Raw genomic sequence first — 15,435 nt, 5'->3', positions numbered from 1 at the left:
CCGTATCGCAATTTCGGGAACTCTCAGCAAAATCACAGCCGCGACCTCGCATCGTGGCCGCGCACCGAACGGGAGGAGAGCTGTCGATGTCCAGGTCGGGTGTCGCGGGTCACGGGGCGTGGAAAGGCTGGCAGACTGCCGTCATGCGCAACGTCGCCCGCCGCGTCCTGCCCGCCGCGCTCGTCGCCGCCACGCTGGCCCTGACCGCGTGCAGCGACGACGGCGACGGCGGCGGAAGCACGCCGGAGAGCGACCCGCAGGCGCAACTCGAGACCGCCGCCGATCTACTCAACGAGGCGTCCAGCGTCACGTTCGAGCTGGAGGGCGACGACCTCCCCGACGAAGGCACGGTCGTCGTCGGCGGCGAGGGGGTCGCAGTGCCGCCGTCGTCGTTCGAGGGCGAGATCCGCATCCGCGCGGGCGCGCTGCCGGCCACCATCAAGATCGTCTCCGTCGACGGCAAGCTCTGGGCGCAGCTGCCGTTGACCAGCGGGTTCGACGAAGTCAACGCCGAGGAGCTCGGGTTCGGCGACCCCGGTCTGCTGATCGACCCCGACCACGGCGTCAGCCAGCTGCTGACGTCGGGGACCGAGATCACCGCCGGCGAGCAGGTGCGCGTCGACGGCGACGTCTACGACCAGGTCGAGTCGGTGCTGCCGGGCGAGCTGGTCGGCGAGGTGCTCACCATCGCCGATCCCTCCGCCGAGGTCCAGGCCGTGTGGGCGCTCGACTCCGAGACCGGCCAGCTGCGCCAGGCCACGCTGACCGGCCCGTTCTACGAGAGCGGCGACGAGCAGACCTACACCGTCCGCCTCGACAAGTACGACGAGCCCGCCGAGATCAGTGCTCCAGAGAGCTGACCGAACCGGCCGCGCCGCACTCGCCCTCGGGGTCGTCGGCGTTCTGCTGGCCGCCGCCGACACGTACGTCATCGTCCTGGCACTGCCGGACATGATGGTGGGCGTCGGGCTGGACGTCGACGAACTCCAGCGCGCCGCTCCCCTGGTGTCGATGTTCCTGCTCGGCTACGTGGTCGTGCTGCCGCTGGTCGGGCGCGTGTCGGACGTCACCGGGCGGCTGCCCGTGCTGACCGGCTCGCTGCTGGTGTTCACCGCCGGGTCGCTGCTGACGGCGTCGGCCGACGGTGTCGCGGGCGCGATCGTCGGCCGGTTCCTGCAGGGCGCGGGCGGCGGTGCGCTGGTGCCGGTGACACTCGCGCTGGTCGCCGACCTGTGGCCGCCTGAACGGCGCGGGGTGCCGCTCGGGCTGGTCGGCGCCGTGCAGGAGCTGGGGTCGGTGCTGGGCCCGCTGTTCGGCGCGGCGATCCTCGCGGTGGCGGACTGGCGGGCGATCTTCTGGGTGAACTTCGCGGTCGGTGCCGCGCTGTTCGTGGGCACGGCGGCGGGGCCGCGCCACGACCGGCCGGCGGGCGAGCCGGACGCTCCACGCGGCCGCTTCGACGTCATCGGCCTGGTCCTCGGACTGGGCGCGCTGGCCTGCGCCGGCGTCGCCGTCACCCGGCCGGCCTCCTTGGAACGCAGCGTCCGCTGGGGCGAGCTGCTGGTCCCGCGCGCCGACGGCCAGGAGTGGACGACACCGCTCGCGCTGGCCTCGTTCGTGCTGCTCGCGGCGTTCGTCGCCCGCGAGCTGACGGCGCGCCGGCCGCTGCTGCCGTTGCGCCGCACCCCGGCGATCCTGCGGGCGGCCGACCTGCCCGGGGCGCTGCTGCTCGGCGTCGCGCTCGGCGGGATCGTGCTGACGTTCGCCGTCGCCGACCCCGCGGTCGAGCTGATGGCGCCGTCCGGACCGTGGCTGCTGGCCGGGTCCGCGGTCGCGCTGGCGGCGTTCGCCTGGCGGCAGCGCCGTGCCACCGCCCCGCTCGTCCCGCCCGCCGCCGTCAAGGCGATGCCCGCCTGGGGCGCGCTGGTCGTGAGCCTGTTCATCGGCGCGTCGCTGGTCTCCGTCGTCGTCGACGTCCCGATCCTCGCCCGCACCGTGCTCGAGGGCGCCGACCAACTCGACGCCGCGCTGGTGTTGCTGCGGTTCCTGGTCGCGCTGCCGGTGGGCGCGGTGCTCGGCGGCTGGCTGCTGCGCCGGTACGGCCCCGCGCTGCTGGCCGGCGCCGGCATGGCGCTGGGCACCGCCGGGCTCGCGGTCATGGCGACGTGGGGCGTCGGATCACTGGACGGCATCGGCGACGACGCGGTGCTGGTGGCGGCCGGGCTCGGGTTCGGGCTGGCGATCGCGCCGGTGAACGCGGCGCTGCTGGCCGCGGCGCCGCGCGAGACCCACGGAGTGGCCAGCGCGCTGCTCGTCGTCGCGCGGATGATCGGCATGCTGGCCGGACTGTCGGCGCTGACCGCCATCGGGCTGCGGCGCCTCTACTCCGTGCAGGCGGACATCGCGTCGCCGGCCGTCCTGTGCCCCAACTCCCCCACCGACTGCGGCCCGTACGACGACGCCGTCCGGCAGGCGATCGTCGAGCAGTTGCAGGCGACGTTCACCGGGGCGGCCGTGTGCGCGGCGGCGGCCGCCGTGGGTGCCGTGCTGCTGCTTCGGCACCGGCCCCGTACCGTGGAGGCGTGACGCTCTGCTCGGACATCGGCCGCGAGCTGTCCGAGCCGCTGGCCGGCACGGCACCTGTCGCGGCCTGGTGGCTGGTCGTCGAGCAGCCCGGGCCGTGGGGCGCGAAGGCGCTGACGCAGTCGCACCTCGATCCCGTGCTCGGGGCCGCGCTCGACGCCGCCGCCGGTGACCACGGCGGGCGGGTCGCGCTGGTGCGGCGGCCGCGCCGGCACCCCGACACCCACGACCCCGCCGCTCACCGCGTCTGGCTGGCCGGCACCACGCCCGGTGCGACGTTCCTGCTCGGCGGCTGGCTGCGCACGGTCGACGTGCTGCGGTCGCTGCCGTGGGCCGCGCTGCGCTCGGGCGACGAGCGGGCGGTGCTGGCCGCGGCGCCGGAACTGCGCCACGAGACCGAGCCGCTGCTGCTCGTCTGCACGAACGGACGGCGCGACCTCTGCTGTGCCGCGAAGGGGCGGCAACTCGTCGCCGGCCTGCGCGACGACGTCCTCGGCCGGGTCTGGGAGACGACGCACCTCGGCGGGCACCGGTTCGCGCCGACGGCGGTGCTGCTGCCGCACGGCGTCGCGTACGGACGGCTGGACGACAAGCAGGCGCTGCTGCTGGTCGAGTCGGCGCGCGAGGGGCGTTTCCTGGACGACGGGTACCGCGGGCGGAGCACGTTCGACCGGCCGGGCCAGGCCGCCGAGGCCGCCGTCCGCCGTCTGCTCGGCGACACCGGGCTGGACGACCTGTCGGTGCCGTCGGTGTCGGCGGCCGCCGACCGCGCTTGGAACGCCGTCGTCGCCCACCGCGACGGGCGCGGCTGGACGGTCGCCGTCCACGCCGAGGAGCAGCGACCGCCCCGTCCGGAGTCGTGCGGTAAGCCGGCCGTCACGCCCATCGCGTACGTTTCTGGTGTCCCCGTTCCGCAGTGAGAGGAGCCCGATGCAGTCCGAGGAGTTCGCCGACGTCCTGGCCGGCAACGACGACTACGCGACCCGGTTCGCGCTGGCCGGCCTCGAGCCGGTCGCCGCGCGCGGCCTCGCCGTCGTCACCTGCATGGACTCCCGCATCGAGCCACTGGCCATGCTCGGCCTGAAGCCGGGCGACGCGAAGATCATGCGCAACGCCGGCGCCCGCGTCACCACCGACGTGCTGCGCACGCTGGCGCTCGCGACGCACCTGCTCGGCGTCACGCGGATCATGGTGGTCGCGCACACGAGGTGCAAGATGGCCAGCGCCACGGCCGACGAGGTGGTCGTGGCGATCGAGCAGTCCTCCGGCATCGACGTCCGCAGCCTCGACTTCCACCTGATCGCCGACCAGCGCGCGACCCTCGCCGAGGACGTGCAGAAGATCCGCTCCTGGCCCTTCCTGCCCGCCGGCGTCCCCGTCGGCGGCTTCCTCTACGACGTCGACACCGGGCGGCTCGACCAGCACGCCTGAGGCTTCCCGCGGGCAGCGGCGAGATACTCCTTCGACTCCACGAAGGGCCCGTCGCCGAACACCACGTCGTCGCCCCGGTTGTCGACGACCGTGGCCGCGTCGGTGTCCGCGAGCCCGCCCGCGAAGACCCAGTGTGGCCCTCGGCGACCGCGAGCGAGTCATGTCGTCAGCTTCATGATCGCGGTTCCCTCACCTCGGCGCCGCGGCTGATGGCGCATCCACCGATCGGTTGATCGCCACTCTGGCCCGGCGGTCGATACGCCACCCCGGTGCCCGCGGGCAGGCTGGTGGGCATGGCGATCATCGAAGTAGAAGGCCTGGTCAAACGCTACGGCGAGCACACGGCGGTCGACGGCGTGAGCTTCGACGTGGAGGAGGGTGAGATCTTCGGCATCCTGGGGCCCAACGGCGCCGGGAAGACCACGACCGTGGAGTGCATCGAGGGGCTTCGGACACCGGACGGCGGCCGCATCAGCGTCGCCGGCCTCCATCCTCGCGACGACAGGGTGCGCGAACTGCTCGGCGCGCAGCTGCAGGAGAGCGAGCAGCCCGACAAGCTCACCGTCGGCGAGGCGATGGAGCTGTACAGCTCGTTCTACCGCGAGCCCGCCGACTGGCGAGAACTGCTCGAGACGCTCGACCTGACCGCGAAGACCGGCGCCCAGTTCCGGCGGCTGTCGGGCGGGCAGAAGCAGCGGCTGTCCATCGCGCTGGCGCTGGTCGGCAACCCGCGGGTGGCCGTGCTGGACGAGCTGACGACCGGCCTGGACCCGCAGGCGCGCCGCGACGCATGGGGGCTGATCGAGGCGATCCGCGACCGTGGCGTGACGATCCTCATGGTCACGCACTTCATGGAGGAGGCCGAGCGCCTCTGCGACCGGCTCGCCGTCATCGACGCCGGGCGGCTGGTCGCGCTGGACACGCCCGCCGGGCTGGTGGCCCGCGTGGACGACCGCCAGCGCATCCGGTTCCGGCCGTCCGCGCCGCTGGACCCGGCCGTCCTCGCCGCCCTGCCCGAGGTGCACGACGTCCAGCGAGCCGGCGCCCAGCTCGTCGTGACCGGGACGGGCAACCTGCTGCTCGCCGTGACGACGACGCTGGCCGCCGCACAGATCACCGCCGCCGAGCTGCGGGTGGAGCAGGCGTCGTTGGACGACGCGTTCGTCGCTCTCACCGGCCGCCCGATCCCGTCCTGAAGGAGACCACATGTCTGCCGTGACCCGGCTCACCGCCACCGAGACCAGGCTGTTCTTCCGCGAACCGATGAGCGTGTTCTTCACGCTCGCGTTCCCCCCGATCCTGTTCGTCATCCTCGGCGCCATCCCGGCGTTCCGCGAACACGAGGCCGACCTCGGCGGCCTGCGGGTGATCGACCTGTACACACCGATCCTCGTCGTGACGGCGATCACCATGTTCGCGCTGACCGGACTGCCGCAGCAGTTCGCCCTCTACCGCGAGAAGGGCATCCTGCGCCGCATGCGCACGACGCCGGTGAAGCCCGGCGGGATGCTCGCCGCCCAGCTGATCATGAGCACGGTCCTGTCGGCCGTGGCGACACTGGCCGTGCTGGCCATCGCCCGGCTGGTGTTCGACGTGCGGCTGCCGGAGCAGCCGGTGGCGTACCTCGTCGCGTTCGTGCTGTGCGCGCTGGCGATGTTCGCGCTCGGCCTGCTCGTGGCGTCGCTGGCGCCGAACGGGAAGAGCGCGGGGTCGATCGGGATGGTGCTGCTGTTCCCGCTGCTGTTCTTCGCCGGCCTGTGGATCCCGCGCGAATCGATGAACGACGTGCTGCTGCGGATCAGTGACGCCACGCCGCTGGGGGCCGGCGTGCAATCATTGCAGGACGCCGCCGCCGGCGACTGGCCGCAACTGCTGCACGTGGCCGTCCTGCTGGGGTGGACGGTCGTGGCCGGCGGGTTGGCCGCGCGGTATTTCCGCTGGGAGTGAGTCGTTGAGCGTCGAGGCCGACCGCGGGGAGCGCCGCGAGACCGCGTTCCTCGCCGCCGCGCCGTACGCGCTGCTGGCCGTCAGCACCGTCATGGCGCTGCTGCCGGTCTGGGACCTCGAGGTGCACCTCCCGGCGGTGCTCGGGCTGACGCTCGTCACGGCGCTCTGGGTGGCCTGGTTCGTCACGCTGCACCCCGACTGGCTGCGGCACCACCGGCTCATGGCGCTCTACTACGTCGGCCTGACGGTGTTGTCGGCCGGCCTGGTGCTGCTCGCCCCCTGGTACGGCATCTTCGCGTTCACCGGCTACGTGCACGCCGCGGTGTGCCTGAGGGGGCCCTGGCGCTACGTCGGGGTGGCCGCGACGTCGGCCATCACCGCGGTGACCTACGTCGGCGGCATCGAGGCGATCCGGCCCGGCGGATGGTGGCAGTGGGCCGTGGTCTCGGTCGTCGCGACCGTACTGTCGTCGATCTTCTTCCACCTCGCCGACGCCGCCGACCGGCGCGGCGCCGCGCAGAAGCAGGCCCTCGCCGACCTGCACGAGGCCAACGTCAAGCTGGAGGCGGCGCTGGCGGAGAACGCCGGTCTGCACGCGCAGCTGCTGGTCCAGGCCAGGGAGGCCGGCGTGCACGACGAGCGGCAGCGGATGGCGCGCGAGATCCACGACACGCTCGCCCAGGGACTGGCCGGCATCGTCACGCAGCTGCAGGCCGCCGAGCAGACGCTGGGCGAGCCGGTGACGGCGCGGCGGCACGTGACGAACGCGATGGATCTGGCTCGCGAGAGCCTCACCGAGGCCCGCCGGACGGTGCACGCGGTGCAGCCGGAGGTGCTGGCCGGCGCCCGGCTGCCCGACGCCATCGGCGACGTCGTGCGGCGCTGGTCCGACGTGAACGGCGTCGACGCCGTGCTCACCACCACCGGCGATCCCCGGCCGATGCACGCCGACGTCGAGGTGACGCTGCTGCGGGCCGCGCAGGAGGCCCTAACCAACGTCGCGAAGCACGCACGGGCCGGACGCGTCGGCCTGACACTGTCGTACATGGAGGACGTGGTGACCCTGGACGTACGCGACGACGGTGTCGGCTTCGCGCCCGGTACCCTGCGCACCGGCGGCACCGGCGGCACGGGCGGCGGGTTCGGCCTGGCCGGCATGCGCCAGCGGGTGCAGCGTCTCGCGGGCCGGCTCGACGTCGAGTCCGAGCCGGGCGGCGGCACGGCGATCTCGGCCACCGTCCCGGCGATCCCGGCCGGAGGTGGGCGGTGATCTCGCTGCTGATCGTCGACGACCACCCGGTGGTGCGCGACGGCTTGCGCGGCATGTTCAGCGCCGACCCGCGTTTCGAGGTGCTCGGCGAGGCGGCCCACGGCGCCGAGGCCGTCACCGTCGGCGAGCGGCTGCGCCCCGACGTGATCCTGATGGACCTGCGCATGCCCGGCACCGACGGCGTCGCCGCGATCGAGGAGCTGGCCCGGCGCGGCGTCGAGGCGAGGATCCTGGTGCTCACCACGTACGACACCGACAGCGACGTGCTGCCGGCCATCGAGGCGGGCGCCACCGGCTACCTGCTGAAGGACGCGCCGCGCGACGAGCTGTTCCGCGCGGTCGAGGCCGCCGCGCAGGGCCAGGCGGTGCTGTCCCCCGCCGTGGCGTCCCGGCTCATGGGCCGGCTGCGGCAGCCGGCGTCGGAGCCGCTGTCGCAGCGCGAACTGGAGGTTCTGGAGCTGATCGCCGGCGGCGCCACGAATCGCGAGGCGGCGAGGCAGCTGTTCATCAGCGAGGCGACGGTGAAGACCCACCTGCTGCACATCTACGCCAAGCTCGGCGTCAACGACCGCGCGGCCGCCGTTGCGACGGCGTTCTCCCGCGGCTACCTGACACCGCGCCCCTGACTACGGCACCAGCACCGGCGCGAGCGCGCGCCACTCGGCCCGCGGCAGCCCGGGCCGGTCGGTGAGGACCTGGACGCACACGTGGTCGGCGCCGGCCTCGTGGTGCTCGGCGACGCGCCGCGCGACGGTGTCGGGGTCGCCCCAGGCGACCAGCGCGTCGACCAACCGGCGACTGCCCGAGCCGCTGAGGTCGTCGTCGGTGAAGCCGAGACGGCGCAGGTTGTTCACGTAGTTCGGCAGGCCGAGGTAGAGCGCCACCACCGGCCGGGCGATGCGCAGCACCTCGTCCTCGTCCGTCGACAGGATGACCATCTGCTCCGGCGCCAGCAGCGGCCCGTCGCCCAGGATGTCGCGGGCGAGGCGGGTGTGCTCGGGCGTGACGAGGTACGGATGCGCTCCGAGGCTGCGCTCCCCCGCCAGCCGCAGGGTCCTCGGCCCGAGGGCGGCGACGGCGCGTTGCGCCGCCGGCACCCCCGCGGTGTCGAGCTGGTCGAGGTACTCGACGACCTTGCTGTACGGACGGTGGTACTCCTGGCCGCTCCGCTCGACGAACTTCGCGTGGCCCGCGCCGACGCCCAGCAGCAGCCGGTCGGGGTACGAGCCGCCGACCCGGCGGAACGCCTCGGCGGCCTGGTCCGCGGGCTCGGTCCACACGTTGACGATGCCGGTGGCGGCGGTCAGCCGCGTCGTGGCGGCGAGGATCTGTTCCGGCCTGGTCAGGTCGCCCTCGGCGCCGCCCAGCCAGGCGGCGTCGTAGCCCAGCCCCTCCAGCTCCGCGAACGCGTCCCTCACCTCGGCCTTGTCGGCGGGCCAGTTCCGCGCCCCGACCCACACCCCTGCTCGTCCCACGTCGATCGTCATACCGTGGGCAACCGCCGAGCGGCACGGCGTCTTCCCTTACGCTCGAAGCGTGCCGCACACCTTCCGCGCCCCCACCGAAGCCGACGAGGCCGCTCTGCTGCGGCTGAACAACGACCACGCCCTCGAGCTGTCCGAGCTCACCGCCGACGAGCTCCGCGAGCTGCTGAAGGTGGCCTGGCGGGTCCGGGTCACCGACGACCTCAGCGCCATGGTCATCGCATTCGACCAGGACACCGTGCGGTCCAGCCAGAACTTCGACTGGTTCAAGGCCCGCCACCCGCGCTTCGCCTACATCGACCGAGTCGTCGTGGCGCCGGCCGCGCGGGGGCAGGGCCTGGCGCGGGCGCTCTACGACGACGTCATCGCGGCGGCCCGTGCCGAGGGCCAGTCGCTGCTGTGCGCCGAGGTCAACCTCGACCCGCCGAACCCGGCGTCCGACGCGCTGCACACGTCGATGGGGTTCGCGGCGGTCGGCTCGGCCGACCTGGTCGGCAAGGACAAGTCGGTCCGCTACTACACCTGCCCGCTCTGAGCCCGGGCGGACCCTCAGTCGCGGTTCTCGGCCTCCAGGGCCGGCGTCAGCTCGTCGACCAGCAGCGTGTCGCGACGAACGGCGCCGCGCCGGTATGCGGCCCGGCCGACCATGTGCGCCGCCACCGGGGCGGTCATCAGCTGGAACATCGCGACCGCCAGCAGCATGCCGACGTCGCTCCAGTCGCGCAGCCGCAGGCCGACGCCGACGAGGATGAACAGCAGGCCGAGCACCTGCGGCTTGGTGCCGGCGTGCATGCGGCTGAGCAGGTCCGGGAACCGGATCAGGCCGATCGCGGCGATCAGCGACAGCGCGCACCCGGCCAGCAGGCAGGCGGCCGAGACGATGTCGAACCAGTTCACGAGCCCTCCCCCTTGTCGTCGTGGGTGGCGAAGCGGGCGACGCTGACGGAGCCGACGAAGCCGACCAGCGAGAGGACGACCAGGATCGGCAACGTCGTGGCGTGCCGGTTCAGCGCGGCCTCCAGTCCGAGGCCGGCGACGACGATGGCGATCAGCACGTCCATCGCGACGACCCGGTTGAGCATGGTCGGGCCGACGGCCATCCGGGTCAGCACCAGGACGGCGGCGATGCTCAGCATGGCCGCACACACCCAGATCACGACGGTCATCGGCCCACCCCCTCGGACAGATAAGCGGCCAGTTCCTCGTCCGACGCCAGCGCCCGCATGACCCGTTCCTCCTGCAGCAGCGCCCGCCGCCGCGCCTCCTCGACGTCGGCTTCGTTGCGCACGCCCAGGACGTGCAGGAACAGCGTCGACGTCGAGCGGCGGACCTCGACGACGAGGCTGCCGGGGACGAGCGACAGCAACTCGGCGGTGAGCGTCAGGTAGAGGTCGGAGTGGCTGCGCAGGTCGACCTCGATGACGGCGTTCAACGGCTGCCGCCCGAGCCGCAGCGCCTGACCGGCGACCTGCACGCTGGCGACCATCAGCTCGACCACGAACCGGCCGATCAGCACGGCCAGCCCGCGCACCCGGAGGCGGCCGCCGAACACGATCGGCGGCAGCGGGAACACCAGCGTGACGATGACGGCCACGACCAGCCCGGACACCACGTTCGCCACCGAGAGGCCGCCCCACAGCAGCACCCAGACGACCGTCAGCCCGATCAGCATCGGCCACTGCACACCGGTGCGCCGCGACGGCACGTCGCCCGGCAGGTCGTTCGACGTGTCAGTGCTCACGGTGCACCTCCCGGCAGGACGGCTTCGATGTATGGGGTGCGTTCGCGCAGGTCGGCGGCGGCGCGGTCGGTGAGCCCGAACAGCGGCCCGGCGAACACCGTCAACGCGACCCCGACCGCCAGCAGGACCGCGGCCGGCCCGGCCATACCGGCCCGCAGGGCGACGGCCACCTTGCCGGAGACCGGCGGCGCGTCGGTGCGCACCGGCTTGCCGTGCAGATCCGTCGTCGCCCCGGTGGCGATCGCCTCTGCCTCCGCCTCAGGCGACGGCGGCTGCCAGAACGCGCGGTTCCACGCCTTCGCCATGGCGTACAGCGTCAGCAGGCTGGTGGCGACGCTCCCTGCGACCAGCAGGTACGCCAGCCAGCTCCCGTTGTCGACGCCGGCCTGCATGAGGCCCAGCTTGCCGAGGAACCCGGAGAACGGCGGGATGCCGGCCAGGTTCATCGCCGGGATGAAGAACAGCAGCGCCAGCACGGGCGACAGTCGCGCCAGCCCGCCCAGCCGCTCCAGCGACGTACTGCCGCCGCGCCGCTCGATCAGGCCGGCGACGAGGAACAGGTTGGTCTGGATGACGATGTGGTGCACGACGTAGTAGATGGCGCCGGACAGGCCGTCGTCGCTGGCCAGTGCCACTCCGAAGACCATGTAGCCGATGTGGCTGACCAGGGTGAACGACAGCATTCGTTTGAGGTCGTCCTGCGCGACGGCGCCGAGGATGCCGATCACCATGGTCAGCAGCGCCGCCCACAGCAGCAGGTCGGACAGCGGGCTGTCCGGGAAGAGCAGCGTCTGCGTCCGGATGATCGCGTAGACGCCGACCTTCGTCAGCAACCCGGCGAACACCGCCGTGACCGGCGCCGGCGCGGTCGGGTAACTGTCCGGTAGCCAGGCCGACAGCGGGAACACCGCCGCCTTGATCGCGAACGCCGTCAGCAGCATGAGCTGCAGCAGCAGCGCGACGCCGGACGGCAGGTCGTCCAGCCGCCCGGCCAGCTGCGCCAGGCTGACGGTGCCGGTGGCGGCGTACACCAGCGCCAGCGCCGTCAGGAACACGATCGACGACGCCAGGCTGACCACGACGTAGGTGCTGCCGGCCCGGATACGGTCGGCCGTGCCACCCAGCGTGAGCAGCACGTACGACGCGGCCAGCAGGATCTCGAAGCCGACGTACAGATTGAACAGGTCGCCGGACAGGAACGCGTTGGACACGCCCGCGACCAGGATCAGGAACGTCGGGTGGTAGATCGACAGCGGGGTGTCGGGTCCGTACTCCACCAGGCCCTGGCTCAGCGAGTACAGCAGGACGCAGAGCGCCACGACCACCGACACCAGCAGCATCAGCGCGGACAGCCGGTCGGCGACCAGCGAGATCCCGAGCGGAGCGGGCCAGCCGCCGACGTGCATGACCTGCGGGCCGTCGGCGTCGGCGCGGGCCAGCAGGACGGCCGCGATGCCCACCACGAGGGTGAGGACGACGACGCTGACCACGCGCTGCGCCCGGGCCGAGCGGCCCAGCGCGAGCGCCAGCCCGGCGCCGAACAGCGGCAGCACGACGGGCAGCGGGACGAGCACGGACGCGTTCACGGGCGCTCCTCCTCGGTTCCGACGGCGGCCGGTTCGCCCTCGCCCGCGGTCTCGTCACTGCCTTCCTCGTCCATCGTGCCGCCGGCGCTGTCGTCGTAGCTGGACGACACCTCGTCGCGCTCGGCGCGGCGGCGGATCGAGGCGTCCTCGACGTCGTCCTGGACCTCGTCGTGGCCGTTGAGCTGCCAGGCCCGGTAGGCCATGGCCAGCAGGAACGCCGTCACGCCGAGGGTGATGACGATGGCGGTGAGCACCAGCGCCTGCGGCAGCGGGTCGCTCATGTCGTCGACGTCGTTGAGGCCGACGATGGGCGCCCGCCCGGCCGGCCCGGACGCCACCAGGAACAGCGTGTTGACGCCGTTGCCGATGAGGATGACGCCGACCAGCACGCGGGTCAGGCTGCGCTCGAGCAGCAGGTACACGCCGGCGGCGAACAGCACGCCGACCACGATGACCAGGACCAGGTTCGGGCTCATCGCACCCCCTCCGCGGACTCGATGGCCTCGCCGGGCTCGGCGTCGTCGCCGGCCTGCTTGTCGATGCCGCCGCCGAGGCTGCGCAGCACGTCGAGCATCAGCCCGACGACGACGAGGTAGACGCCGATGTCGAAGAACAACGACGTCACGAAGTGCACATGCCCGACCAGCGGCAGCGAGAAGTCGACGACCGCGCTCTGCAGGACGTCGCCGCCGAAGGCCAGCGGCACCATGCCGCTGCCCGTGGCGATGAACAACCCGATGCCCAGCACCAGGCCGGCGTCGACCGGCGCGGCCTCGTTCAGCTCGTGCCGGCCGCCGGCGAGGTAGCGGACCATCAGCGCCAGCCCCGCCACCAGGCCACCGGCGAACCCGCCGCCCGGCGCGTTGTGCCCGACGAACAGCAGGTAGATCGAGAACACGATGATGACGTGGAAGGCCAGCCGGGTGACCACCTCGAACAGGATCGAGCGGCCCTCCGGCGCGACCGTGCGCCCGGCCCGCAGCCACAGGTTGCGGTGCGCGCGGCGCTCGTGCGGGGCGGGCGCGCTGGCGATGGCGTCGTCCGGCCGCCACCGTCCGGTGCGGCCGGTGATGAGGAAGATCAGGCTGGCCACGCCGGTCGCGGCGACGACCAGGACGGAGATCTCGCCCATCGTGTCCCAGGCGCGGATGTCGACCAGCGTGACGTTGACGATGTTGTGCCCGCCGCCGTACGAGACGGCCGGCTCGGCGAACCCGTCGGACACCGGCTGGGCGGTGCGGGCGCCGGACGCGGCCAGCGCCAGCCCGGCCATCACCATGCCGACGGCGACGCCGAGCCCGATGCGCCACCAGCGCGACTTCGTCAGCGGCCGGTCGGAGAAGTACGGCGGCAGCCGCCGCAGCACCAGCACGAAGATCACCAGCGTGACGGTCTCGACCAGCACCTGGGTCAGCGCGAGGTCGGGCGCGCCGTGCAGGATGAACAGCATCGCCATGCCGTAGCCGGTGCCACCGGCCAGCAGCACCGCCTTCAGCCGGCGCCGCGACCGCGCGGCCAGCACCGCCGAGGCGATCATGATGACGGCGACCACGGCCTGCCCGACGCTGTCCCACGCGCGCACACCGGGGCCGTCGGCCCACAACTGCTGAGCCACCAGCACGCCGCCCGGCACCGCGACCACCACCAGGAAGATGACGGCGAGGTAGCTGGGCAGCGAACCCCGCTGAGTGGCGCCGGTGACCTCGACGGCGAGCCGGTCGACGCCGCGCATGATGGTTCGGTACGACGCCTCGGCGTCGGTGCGCGGCGCGAGCGCGGCCTCGACCCGGTCGACGCGGTCGCGCCAGCGGAACAGCACGATGCCCACCAGCACCGACGCGATCGACAGCAGCAATGCGGTGTTGACGCCGTGCCACAGCGCCAGCTCGGGCTCGTGCGCACCCTCGGGGAACAGGTCGGCGTACGGCTCCAGCAGCTCGGTCTCGATCGGGCCGAGGAAGCCCAGCGCCAGCCCGCCGAAGGCCAGCACGACCGGCGCGGCGGCGAACCCGGCCGTCGGGAACCGGCAGTCGGACGAGGCGATCGGCGCGACTCCGGGCTTCACGGCGAACGCGCCCCAGACGAACCGGATGCTGTAGGCGGCGGTCAGTGCTGAGCCGACGGCCAGCCCGGCGACCAGCGCCCAGCCGGCGAAGGCCCCGATGCCCGTGCCGTCGCCGGTCTCGGCGATGTCGACAGCGGCGGCGTACGCGGTCTCCTTGGCCACGAACCCGGCCAGCGGCGGGATCGCCGCCATCGACGCGGCTGCCAGGACCGACGTCACCATGAGCAACGGCAGCCTGCGACCCAGCCCGGACAGCTCGCGCAGGTCGCGGGTGCCGGTCGCGCGGTCGACCAGGCCGACCACCAGGAACAACGTGGCTTTGAACAGCGCATGCGCCACCAGCATCGCGACGCCGCCCATCGCGGCGGACCGGGTCCCGGCGCCGACCAGGACGATCAGGAAGCCGAGCTGGCTCACCGTCCCGTACGCCAGCAGCAGCTTGAGGTCGGTCTGCCGCAGCGCCCGCAACCCGCCGAGCAGCATCGTCAGCACGCCGAGGGTCAGCAGCAACGGCCGCCACGGCATCAGCCCGGCGAACGCCGGCGCGAACAGCGCGACGAGGTAGATGCCGGCCTTCACCATCGCGGCCGCGTGCAGGTAGGCGCTGACGGGGGTGGGCGCGGCCATGGCGCCGGGCAGCCAGAAGTGGAACGGGATCAGCGCCGACTTCGACACGGCCCCGATCAGCACCAGCACGACGGCGACGGTGACCGCGTCACCCGCCGGCGGGTTCGCCAGCACCTCGGAGATCTGGTAGGTCCCGGCCGCCTGGCCGATGACGATGACGCCGACCAGCATCGCCAGCCCGCCGAACGTCGTCACCATGAGCGCCTGCATGGCCGCCCGGCGGTTCGCCTTGCGCTCCGGGTTGTGCCCGATGAGCAGGTACGACAGGACCGTCGTCAGTTCCCAGAACACGTACAGCACCAGCAGGTCGTCGGCCAGCACCAGCCCGAGCATCGCACCGGCGAACGCCGTGAGCAGCCCCGCGAACCGCGGCAGGCCGGCGTCGCCGCGGCGGAAGTAGGAGGCGCAGTAGGCCAGCACCAGCGCGCCCACGCCGGTCACCAGCAGGGTCATCACCCAGGTGAGCGTGGTGAGGCGGAACGACAGCTCCAGCCCCAGCGTCTCGACCCAGCGGACGCGCTGCTCGACGGCGCCGCCATGGCGGACCTCCCCGGTCATCGCGACGGCCCAGACGAACCCGGCGGCGGGGACGACGGCCAGCAGCAGCAACGCCGGGCGGCGCAACCAGGTCACCAGGGCAGGCGCCAGCGCCGCGGCGACGAGGTGCGCGGCGATCAGGGCCAGCATCATGAGCGGCTCTC

The 15,435-nt window shown here is 73.0% G+C and carries 16 protein-coding genes; 9 read left to right on the top strand and 7 right to left on the bottom strand.

The features are described from left to right. Nucleotides 1-143: 143 nt before the first annotated feature. The 8 genes from DZA62_RS20350 to DZA62_RS20315 all read left to right on the top strand — a co-directional run bounded on the left by DZA62_RS20350 (nt 144) and on the right by DZA62_RS20315 (nt 7,857). A complete protein-coding gene (locus DZA62_RS20350; protein ID WP_157987798.1) occupies nt 144-860 on the top strand; it encodes an LppX_LprAFG lipoprotein in 717 nt (238 codons plus the stop codon). Further along, a complete protein-coding gene (locus DZA62_RS20345; RefSeq protein ID WP_157987797.1) occupies nt 844-2,586 on the top strand; it encodes an MFS transporter in 1,743 nt (580 codons plus the stop codon). The genes DZA62_RS20350 and DZA62_RS20345 overlap by 17 nt, the downstream gene beginning before the upstream one ends. Beyond that, the gene (locus DZA62_RS20340; RefSeq protein WP_116950739.1) at nt 2,583-3,503 is read left to right on the top strand and encodes a sucrase ferredoxin; all 921 of its coding nucleotides are present in this window, start codon (nt 2,583-2,585) and stop codon (nt 3,501-3,503) included. Before DZA62_RS20345 ends, DZA62_RS20340 begins: the two co-directional genes overlap by 4 nt. A gap of 10 nt (nt 3,504-3,513) precedes the next feature. After that, nucleotides 3,514-4,014, top strand: coding sequence for a beta-class carbonic anhydrase (locus DZA62_RS20335; RefSeq protein WP_116950738.1), 501 nt, complete (start codon nt 3,514-3,516; stop codon nt 4,012-4,014). A 293-nt stretch (nt 4,015-4,307) separates the two neighbouring features. Then, on the top strand, nt 4,308-5,210 hold the full coding sequence (locus tag DZA62_RS20330) for an ABC transporter ATP-binding protein (RefSeq protein WP_116950891.1): 903 nt from the start codon (nt 4,308-4,310) through the stop codon (nt 5,208-5,210). 10 nt (nt 5,211-5,220) lie between these two features. Continuing rightward, nucleotides 5,221-5,961, top strand: a complete 741-nt coding sequence (locus DZA62_RS20325; RefSeq protein ID WP_116950737.1) for an ABC transporter permease — start codon at nt 5,221-5,223, stop codon at nt 5,959-5,961. Between the two features lie 4 nt (nt 5,962-5,965). After that, nucleotides 5,966-7,231, top strand: coding sequence for a sensor histidine kinase (locus DZA62_RS20320; RefSeq protein ID WP_198664002.1), 1,266 nt, complete (start codon nt 5,966-5,968; stop codon nt 7,229-7,231). Continuing rightward, nucleotides 7,228-7,857 (top strand): response regulator, encoded by a 630-nt coding sequence (locus DZA62_RS20315; RefSeq protein ID WP_116950736.1) that lies wholly within the window; start codon nt 7,228-7,230, stop codon nt 7,855-7,857. The genes DZA62_RS20320 and DZA62_RS20315 overlap by 4 nt, the downstream gene beginning before the upstream one ends. Here the strand turns inward: DZA62_RS20315 and DZA62_RS20310 are convergent, their stop codons facing one another. Then, nucleotides 7,858-8,706, bottom strand: a complete 849-nt coding sequence (locus DZA62_RS20310; RefSeq protein WP_232827547.1) for an LLM class F420-dependent oxidoreductase — start codon at nt 8,704-8,706, stop codon at nt 7,858-7,860. A gap of 61 nt (nt 8,707-8,767) precedes the next feature. Between DZA62_RS20310 and DZA62_RS20305 the strand changes: the two genes are divergently transcribed. Further along, on the top strand, nt 8,768-9,250 hold the full coding sequence (locus tag DZA62_RS20305) for a GNAT family N-acetyltransferase (RefSeq protein ID WP_116950734.1): 483 nt from the start codon (nt 8,768-8,770) through the stop codon (nt 9,248-9,250). 14 nt (nt 9,251-9,264) lie between these two features. On the opposite strand, the gene mnhG is transcribed toward DZA62_RS20305, so the two are convergent. The 6 genes from mnhG to DZA62_RS20275 are packed head-to-tail and all read right to left on the bottom strand — an operon-like array spanning nt 9,265 to nt 15,421. Further along, the gene (gene mnhG, locus DZA62_RS20300; protein ID WP_116950733.1) at nt 9,265-9,612 is read right to left on the bottom strand and encodes a monovalent cation/H(+) antiporter subunit G; all 348 of its coding nucleotides are present in this window, start codon (nt 9,610-9,612) and stop codon (nt 9,265-9,267) included. Continuing rightward, the gene (locus DZA62_RS20295; RefSeq protein ID WP_116950732.1) at nt 9,609-9,881 is read right to left on the bottom strand and encodes a monovalent cation/H+ antiporter complex subunit F; all 273 of its coding nucleotides are present in this window, start codon (nt 9,879-9,881) and stop codon (nt 9,609-9,611) included. Before DZA62_RS20295 ends, mnhG begins: the two co-directional genes overlap by 4 nt. Continuing rightward, on the bottom strand, nt 9,878-10,456 hold the full coding sequence (locus tag DZA62_RS20290; protein ID WP_198664001.1) for a Na+/H+ antiporter subunit E: 579 nt from the start codon (nt 10,454-10,456) through the stop codon (nt 9,878-9,880). The genes DZA62_RS20295 and DZA62_RS20290 overlap by 4 nt, the downstream gene beginning before the upstream one ends. Further along, a complete protein-coding gene (locus DZA62_RS20285) occupies nt 10,453-12,042 on the bottom strand; it encodes a Na+/H+ antiporter subunit D (RefSeq protein WP_116950731.1) in 1,590 nt (529 codons plus the stop codon). The genes DZA62_RS20290 and DZA62_RS20285 overlap by 4 nt, the downstream gene beginning before the upstream one ends. After that, nucleotides 12,039-12,518 (bottom strand): Na(+)/H(+) antiporter subunit C, encoded by a 480-nt coding sequence (locus DZA62_RS20280; RefSeq protein WP_116950730.1) that lies wholly within the window; start codon nt 12,516-12,518, stop codon nt 12,039-12,041. Before DZA62_RS20280 ends, DZA62_RS20285 begins: the two co-directional genes overlap by 4 nt. Then, nucleotides 12,515-15,421 carry a Na+/H+ antiporter subunit A gene (locus DZA62_RS20275; RefSeq protein WP_116950888.1) on the bottom strand — a complete coding sequence of 969 codons (2,907 nt, stop codon included), beginning with the start codon at nt 15,419-15,421 and terminating at the stop codon, nt 12,515-12,517. The genes DZA62_RS20280 and DZA62_RS20275 overlap by 4 nt, the downstream gene beginning before the upstream one ends. Nucleotides 15,422-15,435 lie beyond the last annotated feature (14 nt).

It is taken from the genome of Jiangella endophytica (genome assembly GCF_003427025.1).
GTDB classification, from domain to species: domain Bacteria; phylum Actinomycetota; class Actinomycetes; order Jiangellales; family Jiangellaceae; genus Jiangella; species Jiangella endophytica.
This window is presented reverse-complemented; position numbering and strand designations above follow the sequence as displayed.

Bases quoted from the DNA above. Each gene is read 5' to 3' on its own strand.
- DZA62_RS20350 (WP_157987798.1), top strand. From the start codon at position 144: ATGCGCAACGTCGCCCGCCGCGTCCTGCCCGCCGCGCTCGTCGCCGCC.
- DZA62_RS20335 (WP_116950738.1), top strand. From the start codon at position 3,514: ATGCAGTCCGAGGAGTTCGCCGACGTCCTGGCCGGCAACGACGACTAC.
- DZA62_RS20330 (WP_116950891.1), top strand. From the start codon at position 4,308: ATGGCGATCATCGAAGTAGAAGGCCTGGTCAAACGCTACGGCGAGCAC.
- DZA62_RS20325 (WP_116950737.1), top strand. From the start codon at position 5,221: ATGTCTGCCGTGACCCGGCTCACCGCCACCGAGACCAGGCTGTTCTTC.
- DZA62_RS20295 (WP_116950732.1), bottom strand. From the start codon at position 9,881: ATGACCGTCGTGATCTGGGTGTGTGCGGCCATGCTGAGCATCGCCGCC.
- DZA62_RS20280 (WP_116950730.1), bottom strand. From the start codon at position 12,518: ATGAGCCCGAACCTGGTCCTGGTCATCGTGGTCGGCGTGCTGTTCGCC.
- DZA62_RS20275 (WP_116950888.1), bottom strand. From the start codon at position 15,421: ATGCTGGCCCTGATCGCCGCGCACCTCGTCGCCGCGGCGCTGGCGCCT.